Genomic DNA, 21,620 nt, shown 5'->3' on the forward strand with positions numbered 1-21,620 from the left:
GCGCGCTATTTTACATTTATCTCGTCTATCTGCATAATCTTAGCCAATTAATTTTATGAGCCTTCATTATGCCTCTCTTTTCTCAAGCGCCTGATTCTGTCTGTTTTTTACGGCTTTCCGCTATTGGTGATGTTTGCCATGCCGTTTCAGCGATCCAAGCTTTGCAAAGCCATTGGCCTGAGACAAAAATCACTTGGATTATAGGTAAAGTAGAAGCTCAGCTACTTGACGGCCTCGATGGTGTTGAGCTCATTGTTTTTGACAAGAAAACCGGCCTCTCAGGCATGAGGCAAGTATGGCAACAATTAAAAGACCGCAAGTTTGATGCTTTAGTTCACATGCAGTTAGCATTAAGAGCCAGCTTTCTAACGACTGGCATCAAAGCCAAGTATAAAGTGGGATTTAATTTTAAACGTGCCAAAGAAGGACAATGGCTATTTACCAATAAGAAAATACCGGATACTCAATCACAACATGTTCTCGATAGTTTTTTCTCTTTTATCCATTATTTAGGTGTACCACCAAGTGCTCCCAACTGGCAACTACCGATTACTCAGCAAGACTTTGATGCTGCCAACAAGCTTCTCCAACAATTACCAACAATTTTAGTTTGTCCTGCGGCCAGTAAAGACGAACGCAATTGGCTAACAGAGCGTTATGCTCAATTCGCAGATCATGTGATTGAGCAGGGGTATCAAGTGGCTTTATGCGGATCTCCCTCACAAAGAGAACAACAACTCACGCAAGCCATTCAAAGCAAGATGAAACATAGTGCTCTTAACTTAGTCGGGAAGACCACATTAAAACAGCTGACGGCTATGATTAAGCTTTCAGATTTAGTTTTAGCGCCTGACTCTGGCCCTGCTCATCTAGCCACCACTCAAGGCACTCCGGTTATCGGCTTGTATGGACACAGTAATCCAAAACGAACAGGCCCATATAATAATTTACACAATGTGGTTAGCGTCTATGATTTATTCGCAGAGCAACAACACAATAAACCTGTCGAGCAATTAGCTTGGAGCACTCGAGTAAAAGGTGATCACGTGATGGCAGAGATTTCACTTGAAGCAGTGATCCAGTCATTTGAACAAATAACAAAAGGTAACGACCCAGATGCCCAATAGCAATACACCTACCATCGCAGTTGCACTTATCGTTAAAAACGAAGCACAAAATCTTGATGCCTGCTTGCGAACTGTCACTGATTGGGTTGATGAAATCGTAATCTTAGATTCAGGCAGCAGTGATGACACGAAAAATGTCGCCCTTAAATACACCGACAAATTTTATGTTAATGAGAATTGGCCTGGATTTGGGCCTCAACGAAGAGTCGCTCAGCAGTATATAGAGTCCGATTTCGTGTTATGGCTAGATGCTGATGAGCGAGTCACTCCAGAATTAAAGCAGAGCATCCAGCAAGCCGTAAGTACTAATGAAAAGAATACGTTATATAGTATCTGCCGCCTAAATTGGGTGTTTGGTCGCTATATCCGCCATTGTGGTTGGTATCCTGACAATGTTGTTCGTCTCTACCCAACGCAACTTACCCAATACAACGATGCTCAAGTGCACGAAAAAGTGGAAGTTACTCAGGGGATGCAGATAAAGCAACTCGATGGAGATGCCATCCACTTTACTTATAATGATTTACAGCATTATTTAAGGAAGTCGAACTCGTATGCTTTAGCCTGGAGTGCAGATAAAGCAAAACAAGGTAAGAAAGGAAGATTTTCTCAAATCATTACTCATTCCATCGCCTGTTTCATTAAAATGTATATCATTAAAGCTGGTTTTCTCGACGGCAAACAAGGATTACTGCTTTCGCTTCTATCAACGCACTATACCATCATCAAGTATGCGGATTTGTGGATTCGAACATCGGCTAAAAAACCTGATCAAGCATTCTAGAATCACGCTCAAACTATTGATAAATAAGGATCAAACATGCATATTTGCCATGTTAACTTAGCTACAGGGTTTAGTGGTGGTGAAAGACAAAATTTAGTGCTAATTAAACACCAAATTGAAATGGGTTATGACATAACGGTTGTTGCTCACCCCAGAAGCCCTTTTTATGATGAAGTAAAAAAATTGCCATGTCGGTTATTTCCTACCAAACATTTTTTATTCAATCATAGGCGATGTATTACTAATGATTGCACGGTGATGCATGTCCATGAAGGGCGAGCTATCTACTGGGCGTATATACAAAAATTGTTGTTTGGAACTCAATATATAATAACCAGAAGAATTGATAACCCATTAAAAAACAAAAGATTATCACGGATGGCATATGCTGCTGCTGCTCATATTACTGGTGTGAGTAATAAAGTAGTTGAAGTGGTATTAGGGCGTCATCCTGATGCTAAGTGTTCTTTCATTCCCGACTCTCCTGCGCGTTATTCCTACGATCCTGTTGCTGTACAAAAAATAAGAGAGCGGTTTAGCCATAAATTTTTGGTCATAAAAGCCGCTAAAATGTACCCTCATAAGGGGTTTGATGTCGCGATAAACGCGGCAAAAGAGCTGCAATCTCAAACGGATATCCACTTTGCTTTGCTTGGCGATGGGCCAGAAGAAGAATCACTTCAGCAGTTAGCACATGATATCGGCAACGTATCTTTGGTAGGCAATCAACCGAATATTGGAGATTGGTTCGAGGCGGCAGATTTATTAATTCATACCTCCTACACTGAAGGGATGGGATCGGTAATTCTTGAAGCTATGGCTGCAGGCCTTCCTGTTATAGGCTCCAAAGCCGGAGGAATACCTGATGTAATCCAAGATAGCGTTTCAGGGTTATTATTTGATGTAGGGGATGCTACGCAACTGAGTCAACTCATACAAAAGATCAAACAATCTGACGAACTCTATGAGCAACTCAAGTTAGGCGCCAAGAACAACTTAATTAAGTTTGAAATAGAAACAACAGCACAAGAATATGAAATCATATATCAACAAATAGAGCGTGGATGATGACCAAAAAAGTTTTATACCCAGGAACGTTTGATCCTATGACTAACGGTCATTTGGATTTAATCGAACGCGCAGCCAGTATGTTTGATGAGGTCATTATTGCGGTCGCGGCAAGTCCAAGCAAAAACACCATGTTTACCTTAGAAGAGCGTGTTGAGTTCTGTAAACAAATCACTCAACACCTAGATAACGTTTCAGCTCAAGGTTTCAGCGGGTTAATGGTGGACTTTGCGAAACAGGTCAATGCGAATGTACTGATCCGAGGCTTACGCACCACCGTCGATTTTGAGTACGAATTTGGTCTTACGAATATGTATCGCCGACTAATGCCGGGGCTTGAAAGTGTGTTCTTAACTCCAGCAGAAGAGTACTCTTTCATCTCTTCAACCATTGTTAGAGAAGTTGCCATCCATGGTGGTGATGTATCGCAATTTGTACCTAAAATAATTGCGGATGCTCTACACGCTAAAAATGGCGATTAGCAAAAAGCAAAAAACTGTAAAGGCACAGCTTTGTTTATAAAACTGTGCCTTTAACTTCTCTTAATTGTCTTTACCAATAACTACCTGCGAACGTAAATAGTAGTCCTGAAGCTTACGGTACTCTTCACTCCAATCCGCATCTACATTTTCCGTCGTCACTGGATCAGACTTCAAACTGGATAAATCTTTCCATGGATATAACTTTTCAGGCTGAGAATTAGCATAAGAACCTAGGTCATGGACACTTCGAGATGCGTTATAACCAATATTACTAATCGCATTGGATGACAACAAATTCTCACCTCCCAGAGAGACGTAAGATTGATCCGATAAGCTAAAATTATACAACGTAGGAAACACATCTCGATGGGAACCGATTCGATTACGATCAAAACGATAATCAGAATGTTCCAATATCACATCTGGCACATACATATAAAATGGAACGCCAAACGTTAACCCAAATTCACTCGCCGTCTCTGTTTCTAAATATCGCACACGGTGATCACCAGACGCGGCTACAAGCGTCTTACTTCCTAACTCAGAGCCTTTAATCCCTTGAACAAATTGGCCTAGTGAATCATTCGAATACTGATACGTTTCCAGTAAAGCATGCGCTTGATCTGCCATAGGCCCAAGCAGTGTTGTTAACCGTTCGCTTACTTTCACTGGCTTAGGCTGATAATCAGCTGGCGCTCTAAATGGAGAATGATTGGTTACCGTCATGATGTAAATCATCAAGGGTTTTTCAGCTTCATCTAGCAACTTACGAGCAAACTTGAACGTATACTCATCGGGAACACCCCAAGTATCAGCGTACTCTTCTGCCGCTGGGAACGCTTTTTTGATGCTGTTTTCATCGTAAACCGTATCAAAACCTTGGCGCGGTAAATAATTCGCCAAATTACGCCACATACTGTTGCCGCCATAAATAAACACCACTTCGTAACCAGCCTGTTTATAAGGCAATACCGCCGAACTTGGTAGCACCACCTTCTGAGCACTTGAATGGCTAATGGTCGGTATATTACTGTGGAACAGCATCATGACGATGCTATCAATGGTTGCGGATGTTCCGGCAAGAAAGCGCTTAAATACAAAATCTTGCTCAAAGCCTTCACGTAACGAGCCAAGTAGGTCGTTATTACTCGCGTCATCCTCAATAAGCACATTCATCCCCATCCCTTCCATCAACGCCATTACAACGTTGGGCTTATTTGCTTCTAAATAATCATTTTTAGGGGTTTGATAAACTGGGGTTGGTTGGCCTAACACTTTCAACATCTGAGCTTCAACGGCTTCGGCTGAAATAGGTTCAAATTTGGACTGCTTCTTATAGTCACTTTTTGCCCAATCGAGCGCCATAAATGCATTGGGAGTAATGATGTTCAACGCTTTGTACTGAGAAACATTCGCGTGATAACGCTTAAGCGGCAAAGTACCAATCGAACCACGAGCAATCACCACATAGACTAAAATAGTCAACACAACAGAGACAGTAGTAACGGCCCAATGACGCTTACTCCACTGCCACTTTTCCGCTCGGCGTAACAGCTTAGCGGTACCTAGAAATGCTAAAGCAGAAATAGCGATTGACGCTAAAAATGAGCGAATTATCGGGTAATCTTCCCACGCATTTTCCAGCACGGCTTTCGTATCATCATCAAACAAACCAAACACGAAAACATCAATGTAGCTACCATATGTCACATAGTAATAGTAATTACCGATTGAGAAGGCCGCTAAGAGAAAGAAAATAAGAGCGACATAACTTGGAATACCACGAGAGAAACGTTGATATACCTTTGGGAAAGCACCAACACTCAACCCAATCAGTAATAGAGGCGCAAAAGCGATAGAGACAATTTTCGCATCAAATCGAGCTCCAACAATAAAGGCTTGCCACACATCACTACTTAAACCAACCAATTGCTCAAATTCAACAATTTGGCTAAAGAAAAGACCACGGGCGAGAGACAAGAGGATAAGACCACCCAAAACCAAGGTCGAGATCACTCGAATCAGGTGGCGAAAATTATGCTGGAAGTTCATGATAAATCACTTATAAGGTGTAGATATAATTCAAATATTTTAAGCTCTGCAATATAGCACATTATTTAATCTTGTTTATGTGAGGTTCACTTCTGGCACCCTTCACAGAAAAAAGTATTACGTTGGGCAATTTTTTGCTCTTGCAGTATTGACCCACATTTAGGACACGGCTCTCCACCTTTACCATAAACCTGAAGCTCTTGAGCAAAATACCCCGGTTTACCATCCGCTTGAGAAAAATCTTTTAGCGTTGTCCCACCTTGCTTAATTGCGGTAGCAAGTACTTGCTTAATGTCATGAACGAATCGAGTCCATTCAAGCAGAGAAAGGCTATTTGCAGGTCGTAAAGGATGAATGTGAGCATTAAAGAGTGATTCGTTAGCGTAGATATTACCGACGCCAACCACCACTTTGTTATCCATAATGAATTGTTTCACCGCAACCCGCTTTTTTTTCGCTTTATCCATTACATACCCAGGATAAAAATCATCAGTTAACGGTTCAGGCCCACAATTATCTAGAACGGAATGAGATTCACCAGGTGCACACCACAACCAAGCACCAAAGCGGCGTGGATCGTTATAACGAAGTACTTTTCCATTGGTTAATTTGAGATCCACATGATCATGTTTATCTGCGGGAAAATCATTGTCGAGAACTCGTAATGATCCCGACATACCCAAATGGACGATCGCAGAGCCTTCATCGGTATTAATTAACAAGTATTTCGCACGACGAGTAATGCTTTTGACCACTTTGCCATGCAATAAATGAATCTCTTCCGGTATCGGCCAGCGCAGTTTGGGCTGGCGAACAATAATCTTATCAATGGTTTCACCCACTAGGTGAGGCGAAATTCCCATTTTACTGACTTCAACTTCTGGTAATTCAGGCATGGTTATTCACTGGCCTCCATAGGGAATAGGAAATCTTTCTCTACCGAGATCGCAATCCACTCACCTTGCCAATTTTTTAATAACCAAAATTGAGGCGCTTGATAGTAAGTGATCCTCTGAGGCTCTTCCTGATCTTCATACCACACTTCAACCGTTTTAGGGTTATTCAACAGTGGTTTCAAACCATTGTAAGTCTCTGAATCAACGTTAGTTCCAACCAGTTCACGCCACCTTTCAACTAACACTTTCGGAGCGACTTCTGTTGGCAAGCTTGATCGCCATCGTCCTTGATTTTGCTCTAATGACCATTGATTAAAGTGCAATGCTTGAACGTCACTGTTTGGATCCAGTAAATAGGGATAACGACTGATCGGCTCTGCTACTAAATAAGTTTTAATCACCGAAGGTAGGTTTAACACCGCCATGAAAGCAACAACACTTAAAATTAAGATATTGTTCCAACGACGGCGACGGGCTGGGCGATTCAATGGCTGCTCCTTGCGGCTAAAGTCGGCAAAAACGATCATATTTAATAAGATCATCGATTCAGTATGAGGGTAAATTTAACATAGAAACATTAAAACGAACAAAAACTCATCGAGAGTCTGAAGCTCATTAACACCATAATAGAAATAAGAGTGTAGACGATAAGCGAAACTTGAATTTTGGGTATAAAAAAACCCAACTCGAAAGCTGGGTTTTTATCTATTTACATCGAAGGAAATCAATTACTTGATTTTAGCTTCTTTGTACATAACGTGCTGGCGAACTACTGGATCAAATTTCTTGATCTCAAATTTGCCTGGCATGTTACGCTTGTTTTTGTCAGTTGTGTAGAAGTGACCTGTTCCAGCAGAAGATACTAGACGGATTTTCTCACGAATGCCTTTAGCCATTGCTTAATTCCTCTTAAACGTTTTCGCCACGTGCACGGATATCAACAAGAACAGCATCGATGCCTTTCTTATCAATAATACGCATGCCTTTAGCAGTTAGACGTAGTTTAACAAAACGTTTTTCGCTCTCTACCCAAAAACGGTGAGTTTGTAGGTTCGGCAGAAAACGACGCTTGGTAGCATTTCGTGCGTGCGAACGGTTGTTACCCGTTACTGGACGCTTACCAGTTACTTGGCATACTCGGGACATGAATGTCTCTCCAAATCGTTTCAGCTCGATATCAACCTTGGTGGCCGAACCTCTCTATCAATTATGAAAATAGAGGTAAAACCATTATGGAAAATCCATTCAAGGCTATCAAAGGTCGCGCATTATACTAACTTGATATGCATTGCTCAAGACCCGAACAGATCCTTTTAACGGATTTCGTGATCTTTTTTTGAGCAAGGCGGCTTTCAATGAGTAATTGAGCTGATTTAGGTTCAAAAATTAGTGGGCGAATAATAGCAGATTCTGACGATGTCACAACCTAAAATGTGAAATAGATCTACGTCATGTTTACATCCACCCTCTTTCGGCAAAAGAGACGACCTCTCCATCCCCTACAACAAAGTGATCAAGTATCCGAATATCAACAAGTTCCATCGCTTCACACAGCCTTCTGGTGATTCTTCGATCCGCCTGGCTGGGCTCTGCAACACCACTTGGATGGTTATGTGCCAGTATTAAAGCGGCAGAATTATGATAAAGGGCACGTTTAACCACTTCTCTTGGATACACAGACGCAGCGTCAATCGTTCCTTCAAACATCACTTCATCACGAATGACACGATGCTGGTTGTCTAGAAACAATATATAGAACGCTTCTCTCTGCCTATCACGCAACACACTCGATAGATAAAGCTTCGTCTGTTCCGGGCTGGTTAGTGCATCCCCTCGCTTCAGCGTTTCCGCTAAATAGCGTTGGGTCATCTCGACGATGGCTTGTAACTGGACATATTTTGCAGAGCCAAGCCCCTTATGACGACAAAACTCCTCCTCCGTCGAGGAAAATAGTCGCCTAAGTGAGCCAAAGTCTTTAATCAAAAAGTCGGCAAGCTCAAGCACATTCATTCCTTTCGTGCCCGTGCGTAGAAAAATAGCCAGTAGCTCTGCATCAGTGAGTGAGTGGGGGCCATGATTGAGTAACTTCTCACGTGGCATAGATTCAGCTGGAATGGATTTTAGGCTCATATAAGCTCCCTAAGTTTTCACTATAGGAAACAGATTCGGCGAAGGTTGCAATTTTCCTTCGCCGTTATTAGAGAGGATCTAATGTTTAATGTAATTGATAATTAACTAAGATAGATAGCTATAACTTAAAGTGTCCGACTAAAGCGCTCATTTGCTTACCGGATTCTGACAGCGTTGCACTGATCGTTTCAGATTGCTGCAAGTTCCCACTTAACTCATTAACAATATGCTGAATCGACACTAAGTTCTGATTAATATCTTCCGCAACAGCACTTTGTTGCTCGGCAGCAGAGGCGGTTTGAATCCCCATATCTTGAATAGTCCCGACCGCTTGCTGAATTCCCATCAAGCTATCTCGAATTTGCACGGACTCCGCGACAGTTTGATTACCGCGCTCTTGGCTGGAATTCATGGTGCTAACCGCTAAACTCACCCCTGAATGTAAAGACTGCAGCATTTCACTTATCTCTTGAGTACTGTTTTGGGTACGGCTTGCCAACGAGCGCACCTCATCCGCCACCACAGCAAAACCACGACCCTGCTCGCCAGCCCTTGCCGCTTCAATCGCAGCATTCAAGGCCAACAGATTTGTCTGACCCGCAATCTCACCGATCACTTGCAATACATTGGTGATTTTTTCAGTTTGCTGGCTTAATGCCTGAATCGCTTCAGAAGTGGTGTTCACTTCACTCACTAAGCTTTCGATCCCGTTAATAGCCAAATCGACCTCTTCTTGAGCATCTGAAATTTGACGATTTGCTGATTCAATCGCACTTGAAGTCGCATTGGTATTATTGGCCACCTCACGAGAGGTCGCACTCATTTCAGTCACAGCAGTAACCACTTTGTCGGTTTCAAGGCAGTGGGTTTGCATCTGACTGCTGGCACCACATGTTTGACTGTCTAAATCGCTCGCAGCTTGCTGGACAGATTCTGCCGATTGTCGAATATCTTGAATAAGAGGATGTAACTTATCCATGAATTCATTAAATGCTAACGCGACATCACCAATCTCATCTTGGCTCTCTACTTTTAATCGGGCAGTTAAGTCGCCATCTCCAGCCGCCACATCTTTTAACGAATCCACGATATGCTGCAATGGTGCAATGCCTTTTGACACAAAAAAGCTCACGATCAGGATAGTAAGCAACAAACCGACAGACGATAACCCAATAGCAGAAAGTGTATGCTCTTTCAGTTGGTTCTCTCTATTTAACCGATACATCGACACTTGCTGATCAATGTCATCAATATAGATACCTGTGCCTAACACCCAATCCCATTTAGGCATGTATTCCGCATAACCTAATTTCGGAGCTTGTTTATCTATCGATGGTTTATGCCACGAAAAATAGAGAAAACCATCGCCATTTTTAGACGCGTCAATTAAACCTGCAATAACGGGCACACCGTTCTTATCTTTTAAGCCATAAAGATTTTTTCCCTCTAATTGTGGTTTGATCGCATGAAGCGTATTGACCCCTTGAGAATCATAAGCAAAGAAGTAGCCATCACTTTCAAAGCGCATCGCTTTAAGAATTGCCTTGGCTTGAGCTCGATTTTCACCATTGATATCGGAGTCATACAACTCACTAACGGCGGTCACGCCCATCATTAAGTAGGCTTGTAGCTCGCTTTTTTTCGTGTCCACGAGTTCAGTACGATACTCTTCTGCTTCAATATCTAGGCTCTTAGTTCCGTTCCAGTAGTAAACCAGAGTCACCAAAGCGGTAATGGTTATAAGAGGAATGACCGTGAGAAGCAGCAGTTTCGTTTTACTTTTTAGCGCAAGTAACATTGATATTCCTATTGTTGTTATTGTTTGATTATCAATATCATGCCTTCACATTTAGGAATATCTGTGAGTAAGCCGATCTTTCTATAAATTTGAATAAACCGCATCCTATTGCTTTGACTTGTTCCTCTTTTATCCATAAGAAGAGCAAAAATAATCAAATGTCTGTGATAAAATCCTGAGATAAATCTGGAGAATAATTGATGAAAACACTTGCTGGAAAAAAAATCCTACTTGGAATAAGTGGCGGTATTGCAGCCTATAAATGTGCAGAACTCACAAGACGCCTCATCGAACGCGGTGCTGACGTTCAAGTCGTGATGACAAAAGCAGCGAAAGAGTTTATCACTCCGCTCACCATGCAGGCCGTATCTGGCAGACCAGTATCAAGTAGCTTGCTTGACCCTTCAGCTGAAGCCTCGATGGGACACATTGAGTTAGCCAAATGGGCAGATCTCATTTTATTGGCCCCTGCGACTGCCGATCTCATTGCTCGTATGGCTGCTGGCATGGGTAATGATTTATTGAGCACTCTGGTTCTTGCGACAGATTCACCGATTTCGGTCTCTCCTGCAATGAATCAACAAATGTATCAAAACCTCGCGACTCAAGAGAACATCGCCACATTACAGCGCCGTGGCATGACAATTTGGGGTCCAGCGGCTGGTGAGCAAGCTTGTGGAGATGTCGGCCCGGGACGCATGCTCGAACCTATGCAGTTAGTGCATCACTGTGAAGCATTTTTTCAACCTAAAGCACTGCAAGGAAAATCAATCCTGATCACTGCAGGCCCAACTTGTGAAGCGATAGATCCTGTCCGTTATATTACCAACCATAGCTCTGGAAAAATGGGTTACGCGATTGCTCAATCTGCGGCAGAACAAGGGGCAAAAGTGACACTTATCAGCGGCCCTGTTTCCCTTAGCACTCCTACGAATGTAGATCGAATTAATGTTTCTAGCGCACAACAGATGAATGATGCCGCACTGGAACATGCAACGAGTCATGATGTTTTCATTAGCTGTGCTGCTGTCGCAGATTACCGCCCTGTTCAGGTTGCCGATCAAAAGTTGAAAAAAACCGATGATGTCGACTCAATGACCATTCATATGGTGAAAAATCCAGATATCGTTGCAGCCGTTGCCAATTTAAAAGAGAACCGACCTTTTACTGTTGGCTTTGCAGCAGAAACACAAGATGTAGAAACCTACGCTCGCTCCAAACTAAGTCGTAAAAACTTAGATATGATCTGTGCAAATGATGTCTCTCTGCCGGGGCAAGGGTTTAATAGCAACGACAACGCTTTGCACCTATTTTGGCAAGGTGGCGAAAAGGCGTTACCTCTCGCTTCTAAGTTAGAGTTAGGACAAGAAATCATCAAACAGATTAGAATCAACCTATTGGGATAACCCCCAAACAATAAAAATAATGTCTATTCAAATATAGTTATAACAAGGAATCGGAGTCATGGCCGGTACAAGAAAAACCAATCGTCGTGAAGAGATACTTCAGGCGCTTGCTCAGATGTTAGAGTCTACCGATGGTGCTTCACGCATAACAACGGCAAAGCTGGCAAAACAGGTCGGAGTATCTGAAGCTGCTTTATATCGACACTTTCCAAGTAAAGCTCGAATGTTTGAAGGGCTGATTGAATTTATTGAAGATTCACTCATGTCACGAATTAACCGTATTCTTGATGAAGAAAAGGATACGCTGGAACGCATTCGACTGGTGCTTCAATTAATACTGGCATTTTCAGAGAGAAACCCAGGGTTAACTCGGATCTTATCGGGTCATGCGTTGATGTTTGAAAACGAACGACTGCGTGAACGAATTAATCAACTATTTGAGCGTATTGAAACCTCTTTACGCCAGATTTTAAGAGAAAGAAAACTACGTGAAGGCAAATCTTTCCCTGTTGATGAAGGTATTTTAGCCGCTCAACTGCTTGGGCAAGTGGAAGGAAGTTTGAATCGTTTTGTTCGTTCTGATTTTAAATATCAGCCGACTGAAAACTTTGATGCCTACTGGGCTCTGCTCAGCGCTCAAATTAAATAGCGAATAACAAAAACGCGGACCCCAATTGGGTATCCGCGTTTTTTTAACCACTCATAGTATTAAGCAGCGCATCAGCTTGGGTGCTTTACCCGTGCGTAAAGACTAAATCCCGTATTGAGCGCGATACGCTTTCACCGCATCTAAATGCTCAACACTGGTGCCCTTCTCTTCTAAGAAAGTCACAAGGTCTGTCAAACTGACGATTGAAATGATCGCACAACCGAAATCTCGCTCCACTTCTTGAATCGCAGACAATTCACCTTTACCTTTTTCTTGGCGGTCAATCGCAACCAATACGCCAGCCAAGTCAGCACCGTTCGCTTGGATGATCTCCATAGATTCACGAATTGCAGTGCCTGCCGTAATTACATCGTCAACCAACATAATTCGTCCTTCAAGATCGCTTCCGACAAGCTTGCCACCTTCACCATGGTTTTTCGCTTCTTTACGGTTAAAGCAGTAAGGCGTGTCCACATCATGATGATCAGCCAGAGCAACCGCGGTTGTAGTGGCGATTGGGATCCCTTTGTAAGCAGGGCCAAACAACACATCAAATTCAATGCCAGAATCCGCCAACGCTGCGGCATAGAAACGACCTAAGCGCGCTAAATCACGTCCTGTATTAAACAATCCAGCATTAAAGAAGTAAGGGCTCTTACGACCAGACTTTAAAGTAAACTCACCAAACTTTAGAACTTCTTTCTCTAGTGCAAACTCAATAAATTCACGTTGATATGCTTTCATGTTTTTCCTCTCATAATAAAGACCACGACTACTGGCCTAAATAAAGTCACTGGTTGGGGAAAACCAGATAAAAAAATAGCCCCCAAATTGGGAGCTATTCAATAAACTATTCGGCTAACGCCAATTTCTGCGCTTCGACAATGTCGGCAATGCCTTTATTTGCCAGAGCCAGTAATTCTAACAACTCTGCATGACTGAACGGTTCGCCCTCTGCGGTGCCTTGCACTTCAATCATCTTGCCATCTTCTGTCATAACAACATTCATGTCTGTGTCAGCTGCTGAGTCTTCCGTGTATTCTAAGTCACACAGTGCTTCTTGGTTGACGATACCAACAGAAACGGCCGCAACGTGCCCTTTCATCGGGTTACTTTTCAGTTTGCCTTTTGCAATCAAGCTTTGGATTGCATCAGCCATTGCCACACTTGCACCAGAAATAGAAGCAGTACGAGTTCCGCCATCCGCTTGGATTACGTCACAGTCAACGGTGATCATGATTTCACCCATCGCTTTTAAATCCACAACAGCACGTAGGCTACGAGCGATAAGACGTTGGATTTCCATTGTACGACCACCCTGCTTGCCACTTGCGGCTTCACGGCGGTTACGAGTATGAGTTGCACGCGGTAACATGCCGTACTCAGCGGTTACCCAGCCTTTACCTTGGCCTTTCAACCAACGTGGCACGTTCTCTTCTACTGTTGCGTTACACAATACTTTGGTGTTGCCGAACTCCACCAATACTGAGCCTTCAGCATAAGCAGTAAAGTTACGAGTAATTTTAATTGGACGAACTTGATCTACAGCGCGGTCATTTGGACGCATGAAATACTACCTATGAATGGGATGAATTCGGTTGGGGCGAGATTATAACGAAAGAAGGCTTTAGGGTCGAGTACGCGATAGGCTCATCTCGTCTCTTTTCTATTTTCTGTGCTAACATATCGACCACATAATTTTCATCTCTCCTAAGTAAAGGACAATTCAATGATCTACAGCATGACCGCTTATGCACGTAAAGAAGTAAAAGGTGACTGGGGTACCGCCGTTTGGGAAATCCGCAGCGTAAACCAACGTTATCTAGAAACTTATTTTCGCATGCCAGAGCAGTTCCGTGGTTTAGAGCCAATTCTACGCGAACGTTTTCGCAAGCGTCTTGCTCGCGGCAAAGTTGAATGTAACCTGCGCTTTGAAGCGAACCCTGCGGCTAAAGGCGAATTAAGCATTAATGAAGGCCTAGCTCAGCAAGTGATCAACGCTGCCAACCAAGTAATGGGCATGACTGGCGAAGAAAGCCGTTTGAACCCATTCCAAATCATGAACTGGCCTGGAGTGATGGAAACACCAGAACAAGACATGGATGCCATCAATAAAGACCTACTTGAAGCGTTCAATGATGCGATTGCAGAATTTATTGACGCCCGTGCTCGCGAAGGTGAGAACATGAAGGCGCTCATTGTACAGCGTCTAGATGCAATTACCGATGAAGTGGTAAAAGTACGCGCTCGTATGCCTGAAATCCTAGAGTGGCAACGTGAACGTCTACTGACTAAATTTGAAGACGCTAAAATCGAACTTGAAGGTTCTCGCGTGGAACAAGAGCTTATTCTACTGGCACAAAAATCTGACGTTGCAGAAGAGCTAGACCGTTTAGATTCTCACGTTAAAGAAGCCAACGTAGTATTGAAGAAAGGTGGCGCATGCGGCCGTAAACTGGACTTCATGATGCAAGAGTTCAACCGTGAGTCGAACACGCTGGCATCAAAATCAATCAGTACCGATATCACCGCTTCAGGTGTTGAACTGAAAGTGCTTATCGAACAAATGCGCGAGCAGATCCAGAATATCGAGTAAATTTACAATTGTATTTAAGTAATTAAAATACCTTCCCACCATCGTATTATTTAATACGATGGTGGGCATGATAGATTTACCACAAAGGTTAACGATGGGTAAAACAATAGCCATTAATAATTAAGTTAACGGCTAAAAAGTAATGATGACATCCCTGAAATCCAAAGCATAACCCCCTTTAGCTGACTTACACCCTTATCTAGCATCGAGATATCTAACACATCCTCTTCCCTTTATCAGATTTCAAGCTTGAATTGGAAAGCGAGCGTCATCAATGGCTGAACTTCTACTTTATTTGGCGCCCGGAAATCATCAATATGCTTCATTGGCGCAACCGTCACAAAACCCCAAAACTCCAGAAACCGTTTAATAAAACGCGATTCAATCATTGTGCCTAGTAGCTGACTTGGGGACGAGTACTCATCTTCAGGGCATCTCAGCAGTAAGTCAGGGAATGCGGTAATGACCTCTTCAATCAACTGCTTTGTATTGCCATGACTTTGCAAGCGCCACAGCATAAATAGCCAGAAGGTTCTTAAATCAATCTCGTGCTCCCATCCATCTAGGTAGCCCCAATTGTACTGAGAGGTTGCCGCTTCGAGCATTGGGATAAAGAACGCTTGAATGCCGTGTGCTAGGAACTGCTTTTGAGCTGCTTTTTTAACATGATAACGGCCACTGCGGCGATAGATTATACCCGCTATCTCTGCTAGCACTCGGCTGTAATGCAATGCATTAAATTTATCTTCGTTACTGCCTGCATATTCACTGATACTGATATGTCGTTCAAATTGAGATACTGCAAACTCTGGCAATAATTCACTGGCCTGTTTGACGATTATTGTCGGTAAGTTGCCCTTGCTGGTGGCTTTAAATGAGCCATCGTTTTGCATTGCTTCATCTAATATCAATTTTAAGTAACGCATCACCGGGCTGGTCTTAAGATCGTCTGGCGTCTTTATCGTGACCTGTTCCAGTTCCTTGAAAGGTGCATAAAACCAATTACTCATTTGTGTTGGCGAAAGGCCACAAAAGTCAGGATGAGGCCGTTCATTAGCCGCCTTCATTTTTTGCTCTGCAACAATATTAAGTTCTTCTATAGACAAGTTAGGGTTCATTGCAGCAACTTGCTCAATATCATCCAGCATTGATGCGTGTTGCTTAGATATACTGTTCATGCAGCAACGTTTGTACTTTTTACCGCTGCCACAAGGGCAGGGTTCATTTCGACCTGGTTTCATGTTTTATCTACTCGTCTTATTTTATCTTAATGCTACGTCACCTTAAGAAACGCCATCTCAAACCAACATCATCTCAAGCTAAAAGTGCCGCATTTTCTTGCTTACGCTCTGCAAGTGTTTTTTCTATCGCTGACACAGTGGTCTTACTCACCCCGTGTTGCTTAGCAAGCTGCCTAAACTGACTAATGGCATCAACTACCTCTTGAATGCATTGCTGTGCTTCCTTCCAATTAGCAAAGCCTGCACTAGCAGCCAGCTTTTGCATCACTTTGAGTGGTGGCGCTTTTCCGTAGCCAGCAAAGGCAGTAGCATGCTCGTTAAAAGGGTGAGGGCTAAACGTTACATCGTAAAATGGTGCGAGTTGCCAGCTTCCATTATCTGCCTGTAAAAAGCCCCAGTTCTTACTGTGATCATCTTGGTTCGCGGCAAATAAGTTAAACATTGCGCGACGAAATTGAAGTTGCCCAGCAGCTGGTGACTTACAGAGTTGACGACTGGCTTTAATAAGGTCGCTGTAGTCTAAGCTCGGGCTTCGAAAATCAGCATCCAATAAGCCGCAGGCACTGTGCATATGTAAACGCCCAGCCTTCTCTTGCGCGGGTAAATAATCGAAACGCTTTAACGCAAGCCATGCTTTAGCACCACTACTTGTAGGTGCTTCGATTAACTGCCACGTCGGTGGCTGACATTTTGCCAACCCAGCCATTTCTAAATAGGCCGCTTCACACAAACCTTCTTCGTGGCCCAAGGCTAAGTTCTTAGAAGTAAACTTAACTAACCATGCTTCATCGCCAGGTTGTGCATAGGTGCGGCATTGGGTCGCGTCGCCAGCAGGCATATAAATTTGCGCTTTAGGTCTAGCTCCGCCAGAGCTACCGACGGCTACCAAGGTTGCTAACACTTGCTGAGTGCTACCGTCTAACTCATCAGAGAGGGACTGGTCGAACAAGGTTTGGGCTTCAAGGCCAAGTGTTTCCAAATCAATATCTGAACGATTTTCTAATGAGAGCTCTGATACAGGCGTAAAAGACAATGCCCCCATTCCTTGCTGGCCAACAAAAGCCAGCCTATCCATTGCTGTTACTTGTGCTGGCAAAATACCTTGTTGGCGGAATACTCGATCTTGCAACAGCAAACCCCAACCATCGGGAAGACTATCACCAAAAACGCCGTGAATGCCTTGGTGCGGCCCTTTCTGTGCTTGATGCAATCGCGCATCATCTTGAAGCGTAAAAGGGGATAAATTGCCAAACCTGCTTATATAGTTTTCATCGTACTGAAAGAAAACACCTTGGCGGTTTTGCGCTAATACACCCACAGATACAGTTTCGCCCGTTGTGAGAGTGCGCTCCACATTCAACTTTTGGATGGATTTAAAGCTCATCTTTAAGCACCTCTTCTATACTGGTCGGTAAAGCGGTACGGTCAGACGTTGTTTGTGTCAATTGATAAAGTCTGTCTAGTGAATCCAGCGACTGCCACAAAAGCAGCAGCTGACGAAATGAAATTTGTCCGGTGAGTTCAAACTTTTTTATGGTCGAAGCAGGTACACAACTACGCTGGGCCAGTGCCTCTCGCGATAGCTTCGCTTGTTTGCGTAAGCCACGCAGATGAGTAGAAAAAGCTTGGCTTACATCGGTATCATCTAAAAGTGAAAATTTCATACGCAGCCTTATTGGATACAGTAATGTCTATTATAGCGTTATTTTGTAATTTATGGACACTATAACACCCATAGAGATATGAATAACTATCACGTAACTGGAGAAGGAAACTCAAAGCTGATACTTTGCGTCAGGCAGGGGGGGTTGAGTTAAGGTACTTCATAGCCTAATAGGCTTGTATCTAGGAAGTGAACCACTGGTGGTTAAATTGGTGGTCAATAATTAATAACAAAGAAAGACTTGAGTGCATCCATTTGATTTTTGATGAGTTTAATATTCTAATCGCCATTCTGACTCTATCGGATCAAAAAAGCCCTAATCACTAGGGCTTTTCTGATATTAATCGAAGCATATAAAAATCAATCATTCTTGCAATCAGAAGCCATTACGACACAGTTCCTGCCACTCTGTTTTGCTTTATAAAGTGCTTTATCTGTATCAGATAAAATATCTTTTGCAGGCACTTCAAAATCCACAATGCCGCCGCCCACGCTAATCGTGACTGGAATATCGACACCATCGACAGTAATTGGTTTTTTCGCGATAGATTGGCAAATTCTCTCTAATACACCGCGCGCGAATTCATCGGGTAAATTAGGCAGTAGAAGAACAAACTCTTCGCCACCAAAACGGCATAACGTATCAGATGTTCGCAAACAGTGATGAACACGATTTCCCAGCTCTTTTAAGACTTCATCGCCAACTGGGTGACCATAGGTATCGTTGATATGTTTAAATTTATCGACATCAAAAATCGCGTATGTCAGAGACCATTCATAACGCTTACAACGCGCAATGTCATGGTTTAGCTGTTCAAAGAAGTAACGACGGTTGTATAAACCAGTGAGTTCGTCACGGTTACTTGTCTCTTCAAGAGTCAGTACTTGCTCTGTCGCCTCTTCAAGCAACAACTGTGCTTGAGCCATCTCGGTCACATCATGTATCGAGATACATACACCTTGGACGGTGCCATTCGTATCCAGCAACGGCCACATTGCACAGTTTTGATACATTTGCGATGACTCAACGCCCGAAAACTGACTAGTTGGGAAATGCAACAAGTACGGACGTTGCGTCCAGTTGGTGTAGGATTGATTTCCTAGCACCATCACTGAACGCACTTTTTTGGCAAACCAGCCCTCTTTGAGTTCTGGGAAAAACCGAGGTAAGTGTTGATTAAGAATCTCTTCTGATTTGAGTTTGCTATGGATCTCCATGAAGCGATTCCAAAAAATCACATTCAGACGGCGGTCAACAGCAAAAACGCCGGCTGTTGACATCGACTCTAGAACCGAAGAGAAATCAAATTCACCACTTTCTATCATGCCATCAGTTTCCGTAGTGAAGAGACTAGGTTAATAAGCCCTTCCTCTTTTAAAGAGATAATATTGTCACAATGCACGCCTTTCTCTTCGATCTCTAACTTAATATCAATCAATAGAATATGTGCATCTGAATCCGAGTACGCTAATCGGCTATCATCAACTTGAGTACTTTGCGTATCAAAGAACAAAATTGCAGGCTGAGACAGGTGTAAATCAAGTTGCAACTCTTCCGATAAACCAGAAAGGCTCGCGCTATTAATGACATTCGTTAACTCATTAAGAATTTCATGTTGAGTTGCCGTTGATGTTGCGTCTTCTTCATCATAGCCTAAGTAACCCATTAATGAAGTAAACGTTCCACCACCGTACATCACTGAAGAGCGACCAATCATTTCACCAATGAATTCTTGTTGCACGATATTCACTGGATCAGATTTTTGACCAAAATCTTGAACTAAAGCGGTGATCTTTTCTTGTGATACTAAATCAACATGAGGGACAGATAGCTTCACCTTACTTTCAAACAGCTCAGATAATTTAGCACCTGCACGGCCCATACCAATATTAGTCAGCTCACGCAGCGCATCAAACTCATCAGCATTTAAATGGATCGAACTCATAATTGCACGCCCTCCTGGCGTAAAAATGATTCAAGCTCTTCAGCAGAGATCGGTTTTGGTAAAAAGCCTTTTGCGCCAAGTTGGAACGCTTCTTCACGTATTGCAGGTTGAATATCCGCAGAAATAACGTAAACACTTGCGCTGTATTCCATCGTTTTAAGGCGCTTAAGCACTTCAATACCATCTATGTCCGGCATTGTAATATCAAGGAAAAGAATATCAAAATTAGAGTTTGAGCATTGAGAAAGTGCATCTTCTCCGCCCGAAGCTTCAGTAATGCTTACTTCCCAGCTTTGTGGAATTGCGCGCTTGATCATTCGGCGAGAAAACGATGAATCATCAACGATAAGTAAACTGTCTGACATTTTAAAACCCTAACTAACTACAAATTAAATGACATAATATACTATTAAATTTCAATTAAAAATCACATTGATATTATGAATAATAAGTAACTATTTCACATTATTTTGACATCGAACATAATTCAAGCAGTCTTTGCTCGTTATTAAAGCTTACTTGAGCGTTTTTCTTACACGAGCACAAACAGCTTTTTCTTGAGAAGATCTTCAAGATCGTGCTACTCTTCGCCTCCATTTTTCTGACCTGAATATCGATAAAACTCACAATCACGTTTTTTGATACAGGTTGGTGCTATCTTTACTATGTCGGCAATTTTTAGCTGGCATACAATCCAAAACAACAGTGGAATAATACAGATGGGCAAAGGTACTCTTTACATCGTGTCTGCACCAAGCGGCGCAGGAAAATCGAGCTTAATCTCAGCTATGCTGGAAACCAACCCAACCTACGCAATGAAGGTATCTGTATCTCATACCACTCGTGGCATGCGCCCAGGTGAAGAAGATGGTATGCATTACCATTTCGTAGAAAAACACCATTTTGAAGATCTCATCAAGAAAGAAGAGTTCCTTGAGTATGCTGAAGTATTTGGCAACTACTACGGCACATCACGAGTTTGGATTGAAGATAACCTAAACAAAGGTATTGATGTTTTCCTTGATATTGATTGGCAAGGTGCACGTCAGATCCGCAAACAGATGCCTCAGGCAAAAAGCGTCTTTATTCTGCCACCATCAAATGGTGAGCTAGAGCGTCGCTTAAATACGCGCGGCCAAGATAGCGAAGAAGTTATTGCAAAACGCATGAGTGAAGCGAAATCAGAAATCTCTCATTACAGCGAATATGATTATGTGATCATTAATGATGACTTTGATGCTGCATTGATGGATTTCAGAGCAATTATTCGTGCTGAACGTTTGAAACAAGATAAACAGTCTGCCAAGTATACTGGTATGCTGACCGCACTGTTAGCGGAGTAATCACTCTCAACTAACCCGTTTTCTTATGAGAACAGTGCTTTCCTTAGAGAATAAGTAAACAGCAAGCTAGAAAGTAATCTTTTTAGCTTGTATACTTTCTCGTCATTAAAAATAAATTTAATAAACTATTTGGAGTTCTCTTATGGCACGCGTAACTGTACAAGACGCTGTTGAAAAAGTTGGTAATCGTTTCGACCTAGTTCTTATCTCTGCACGTCGCGCACGTCAGATGCAGACTGGCGGTAAAGATTCACTAGTGCCTGAAGAAAATGATAAGCCAACGGTTATCGCACTTCGCGAAATCGAAGAAGGCCTTATCACTAAAGACGTATTAGATGCTCGTGAACGTCAAGAGCAACAAGAGCAAGAAGCGGCAGAGCTAGCAGCAGTTAGCAGCATCGCTCACACTCGTTAATACGATTATTCGAATCAAGTAACC

Annotated in this window: 24 protein-coding genes; 9 read left to right on the top strand and 15 right to left on the bottom strand. The window is 42.7% G+C overall.

Annotated features, from left to right (window positions below):
• Positions 1-68 precede the first annotated feature (68 nt).
• The 4 genes from FCV43_RS03505 to coaD are packed head-to-tail and all read left to right on the top strand — an operon-like array spanning position 69 to position 3,461.
• The gene (locus FCV43_RS03505; RefSeq protein WP_136994050.1) at positions 69-1,127 is read left to right on the top strand and encodes a glycosyltransferase family 9 protein; all 1,059 of its coding nucleotides are present in this window, start codon (positions 69-71) and stop codon (positions 1,125-1,127) included.
• Complete coding sequence (locus FCV43_RS03510; protein WP_136994051.1) at positions 1,117-1,911, top strand: glycosyltransferase family 2 protein; 795 nt, start codon at positions 1,117-1,119, stop codon at positions 1,909-1,911. Before FCV43_RS03505 ends, FCV43_RS03510 begins: the two co-directional genes overlap by 11 nt.
• Before the next feature lie 36 nt (positions 1,912-1,947).
• Complete coding sequence (locus FCV43_RS03515; RefSeq protein WP_136994052.1) at positions 1,948-2,979, top strand: glycosyltransferase family 4 protein; 1,032 nt, start codon at positions 1,948-1,950, stop codon at positions 2,977-2,979.
• Positions 2,976-3,461, top strand: coding sequence for a pantetheine-phosphate adenylyltransferase (gene coaD / locus FCV43_RS03520; protein ID WP_017052181.1), 486 nt, complete (start codon positions 2,976-2,978; stop codon positions 3,459-3,461). The genes FCV43_RS03515 and coaD overlap by 4 nt, the downstream gene beginning before the upstream one ends.
• A 60-nt stretch (positions 3,462-3,521) precedes the next feature.
• On the opposite strand, the gene FCV43_RS03525 is transcribed toward coaD, so the two are convergent.
• The 7 genes from FCV43_RS03525 to FCV43_RS03555 all read right to left on the bottom strand — a co-directional run bounded on the left by FCV43_RS03525 (position 3,522) and on the right by FCV43_RS03555 (position 10,337).
• Positions 3,522-5,513, bottom strand: a complete 1,992-nt coding sequence (locus tag FCV43_RS03525; protein WP_136994053.1) for an LTA synthase family protein — start codon at positions 5,511-5,513, stop codon at positions 3,522-3,524.
• An 86-nt stretch (positions 5,514-5,599) separates the two neighbouring features.
• The gene (mutM, locus tag FCV43_RS03530; RefSeq protein WP_136994054.1) at positions 5,600-6,409 is read right to left on the bottom strand and encodes a bifunctional DNA-formamidopyrimidine glycosylase/DNA-(apurinic or apyrimidinic site) lyase; all 810 of its coding nucleotides are present in this window, start codon (positions 6,407-6,409) and stop codon (positions 5,600-5,602) included.
• A 2-nt stretch (positions 6,410-6,411) separates the two neighbouring features.
• Positions 6,412-6,936, bottom strand: coding sequence for a hypothetical protein (locus FCV43_RS03535; protein ID WP_136994105.1), 525 nt, complete (start codon positions 6,934-6,936; stop codon positions 6,412-6,414).
• A gap of 201 nt (positions 6,937-7,137) precedes the next feature.
• Complete coding sequence (gene rpmG, locus FCV43_RS03540; RefSeq protein WP_002535344.1) at positions 7,138-7,305, bottom strand: 50S ribosomal protein L33; 168 nt, start codon at positions 7,303-7,305, stop codon at positions 7,138-7,140.
• 13 nt (positions 7,306-7,318) lie between these two features.
• Positions 7,319-7,555, bottom strand: a complete 237-nt coding sequence (gene rpmB / locus FCV43_RS03545) for a 50S ribosomal protein L28 (protein WP_004728407.1) — start codon at positions 7,553-7,555, stop codon at positions 7,319-7,321.
• A gap of 309 nt (positions 7,556-7,864) precedes the next feature.
• Positions 7,865-8,539: a RadC family protein gene (radC, locus tag FCV43_RS03550; protein ID WP_017052177.1), complete on the bottom strand. Its 675-nt coding sequence runs from the start codon at positions 8,537-8,539 to the stop codon at positions 7,865-7,867.
• 118 nt (positions 8,540-8,657) lie between these two features.
• Complete coding sequence (locus FCV43_RS03555; protein WP_136994055.1) at positions 8,658-10,337, bottom strand: methyl-accepting chemotaxis protein; 1,680 nt, start codon at positions 10,335-10,337, stop codon at positions 8,658-8,660.
• A 200-nt stretch (positions 10,338-10,537) separates the two neighbouring features.
• On the opposite strand from FCV43_RS03555, the gene coaBC reads away from it, so the two are divergent.
• Together coaBC and slmA are read left to right on the top strand one after the other, a co-directional pair.
• On the top strand, positions 10,538-11,743 hold the full coding sequence (gene coaBC / locus FCV43_RS03560) for a bifunctional phosphopantothenoylcysteine decarboxylase/phosphopantothenate--cysteine ligase CoaBC (protein ID WP_136994056.1): 1,206 nt from the start codon (positions 10,538-10,540) through the stop codon (positions 11,741-11,743).
• Positions 11,744-11,801: 58 nt separating this feature from the next.
• The gene (gene slmA / locus FCV43_RS03565) at positions 11,802-12,392 is read left to right on the top strand and encodes a nucleoid occlusion factor SlmA (RefSeq protein ID WP_017052174.1); all 591 of its coding nucleotides are present in this window, start codon (positions 11,802-11,804) and stop codon (positions 12,390-12,392) included.
• 102 nt (positions 12,393-12,494) lie between these two features.
• Here slmA and pyrE read toward each other — a convergent pair whose 3' ends face one another.
• Positions 12,495-13,136, bottom strand: a complete 642-nt coding sequence (gene pyrE, locus FCV43_RS03570; RefSeq protein ID WP_136994057.1) for an orotate phosphoribosyltransferase — start codon at positions 13,134-13,136, stop codon at positions 12,495-12,497.
• Positions 13,137-13,242: 106 nt separating this feature from the next.
• Positions 13,243-13,959: a ribonuclease PH gene (rph, locus tag FCV43_RS03575; RefSeq protein ID WP_017052172.1), complete on the bottom strand. Its 717-nt coding sequence runs from the start codon at positions 13,957-13,959 to the stop codon at positions 13,243-13,245.
• 162 nt (positions 13,960-14,121) lie between these two features.
• Between rph and FCV43_RS03580 the strand changes: the two genes are divergently transcribed.
• Positions 14,122-14,988 (top strand): YicC/YloC family endoribonuclease, encoded by an 867-nt coding sequence (locus FCV43_RS03580; RefSeq protein ID WP_017052171.1) that lies wholly within the window; start codon positions 14,122-14,124, stop codon positions 14,986-14,988.
• Between the two features lie 236 nt (positions 14,989-15,224).
• Here the strand turns inward: FCV43_RS03580 and FCV43_RS03585 are convergent, their stop codons facing one another.
• The 6 genes from FCV43_RS03585 to FCV43_RS03610 all read right to left on the bottom strand — a co-directional run bounded on the left by FCV43_RS03585 (position 15,225) and on the right by FCV43_RS03610 (position 20,203).
• A complete protein-coding gene (locus FCV43_RS03585; RefSeq protein ID WP_136994058.1) occupies positions 15,225-16,229 on the bottom strand; it encodes an SEC-C metal-binding domain-containing protein in 1,005 nt (334 codons plus the stop codon).
• A 73-nt stretch (positions 16,230-16,302) separates the two neighbouring features.
• Entirely contained in the window at positions 16,303-17,613 is a 1,311-nt protein-coding gene (locus FCV43_RS03590) for a type II toxin-antitoxin system HipA family toxin (protein WP_136994059.1), read from the bottom strand.
• The gene (locus FCV43_RS03595; RefSeq protein ID WP_113796211.1) at positions 17,603-17,893 is read right to left on the bottom strand and encodes a helix-turn-helix domain-containing protein; all 291 of its coding nucleotides are present in this window, start codon (positions 17,891-17,893) and stop codon (positions 17,603-17,605) included. Before FCV43_RS03595 ends, FCV43_RS03590 begins: the two co-directional genes overlap by 11 nt.
• A 359-nt stretch (positions 17,894-18,252) precedes the next feature.
• The gene (locus tag FCV43_RS03600) at positions 18,253-19,218 is read right to left on the bottom strand and encodes a sensor domain-containing diguanylate cyclase (protein WP_113796209.1); all 966 of its coding nucleotides are present in this window, start codon (positions 19,216-19,218) and stop codon (positions 18,253-18,255) included.
• Positions 19,215-19,838 (bottom strand): chemotaxis protein CheC, encoded by a 624-nt coding sequence (locus tag FCV43_RS03605; protein WP_017052041.1) that lies wholly within the window; start codon positions 19,836-19,838, stop codon positions 19,215-19,217. The genes FCV43_RS03600 and FCV43_RS03605 overlap by 4 nt, the downstream gene beginning before the upstream one ends.
• Positions 19,835-20,203: a response regulator gene (locus FCV43_RS03610; protein WP_017052042.1), complete on the bottom strand. Its 369-nt coding sequence runs from the start codon at positions 20,201-20,203 to the stop codon at positions 19,835-19,837. The genes FCV43_RS03605 and FCV43_RS03610 overlap by 4 nt, the downstream gene beginning before the upstream one ends.
• Positions 20,204-20,557: 354 nt before the next feature.
• On the opposite strand from FCV43_RS03610, the gene gmk reads away from it, so the two are divergent.
• Positions 20,558-21,181 (top strand): guanylate kinase, encoded by a 624-nt coding sequence (gmk, locus tag FCV43_RS03615; RefSeq protein WP_113796207.1) that lies wholly within the window; start codon positions 20,558-20,560, stop codon positions 21,179-21,181.
• Positions 21,182-21,323: 142 nt separating this feature from the next.
• Positions 21,324-21,596, top strand: coding sequence for a DNA-directed RNA polymerase subunit omega (gene rpoZ / locus FCV43_RS03620; RefSeq protein WP_004735648.1), 273 nt, complete (start codon positions 21,324-21,326; stop codon positions 21,594-21,596).
• Positions 21,597-21,620 lie beyond the last annotated feature (24 nt).

It is taken from the genome of Vibrio genomosp. F6 (genome assembly GCF_005146325.1).
Classification (GTDB): domain Bacteria; phylum Pseudomonadota; class Gammaproteobacteria; order Enterobacterales; family Vibrionaceae; genus Vibrio; species Vibrio cortegadensis.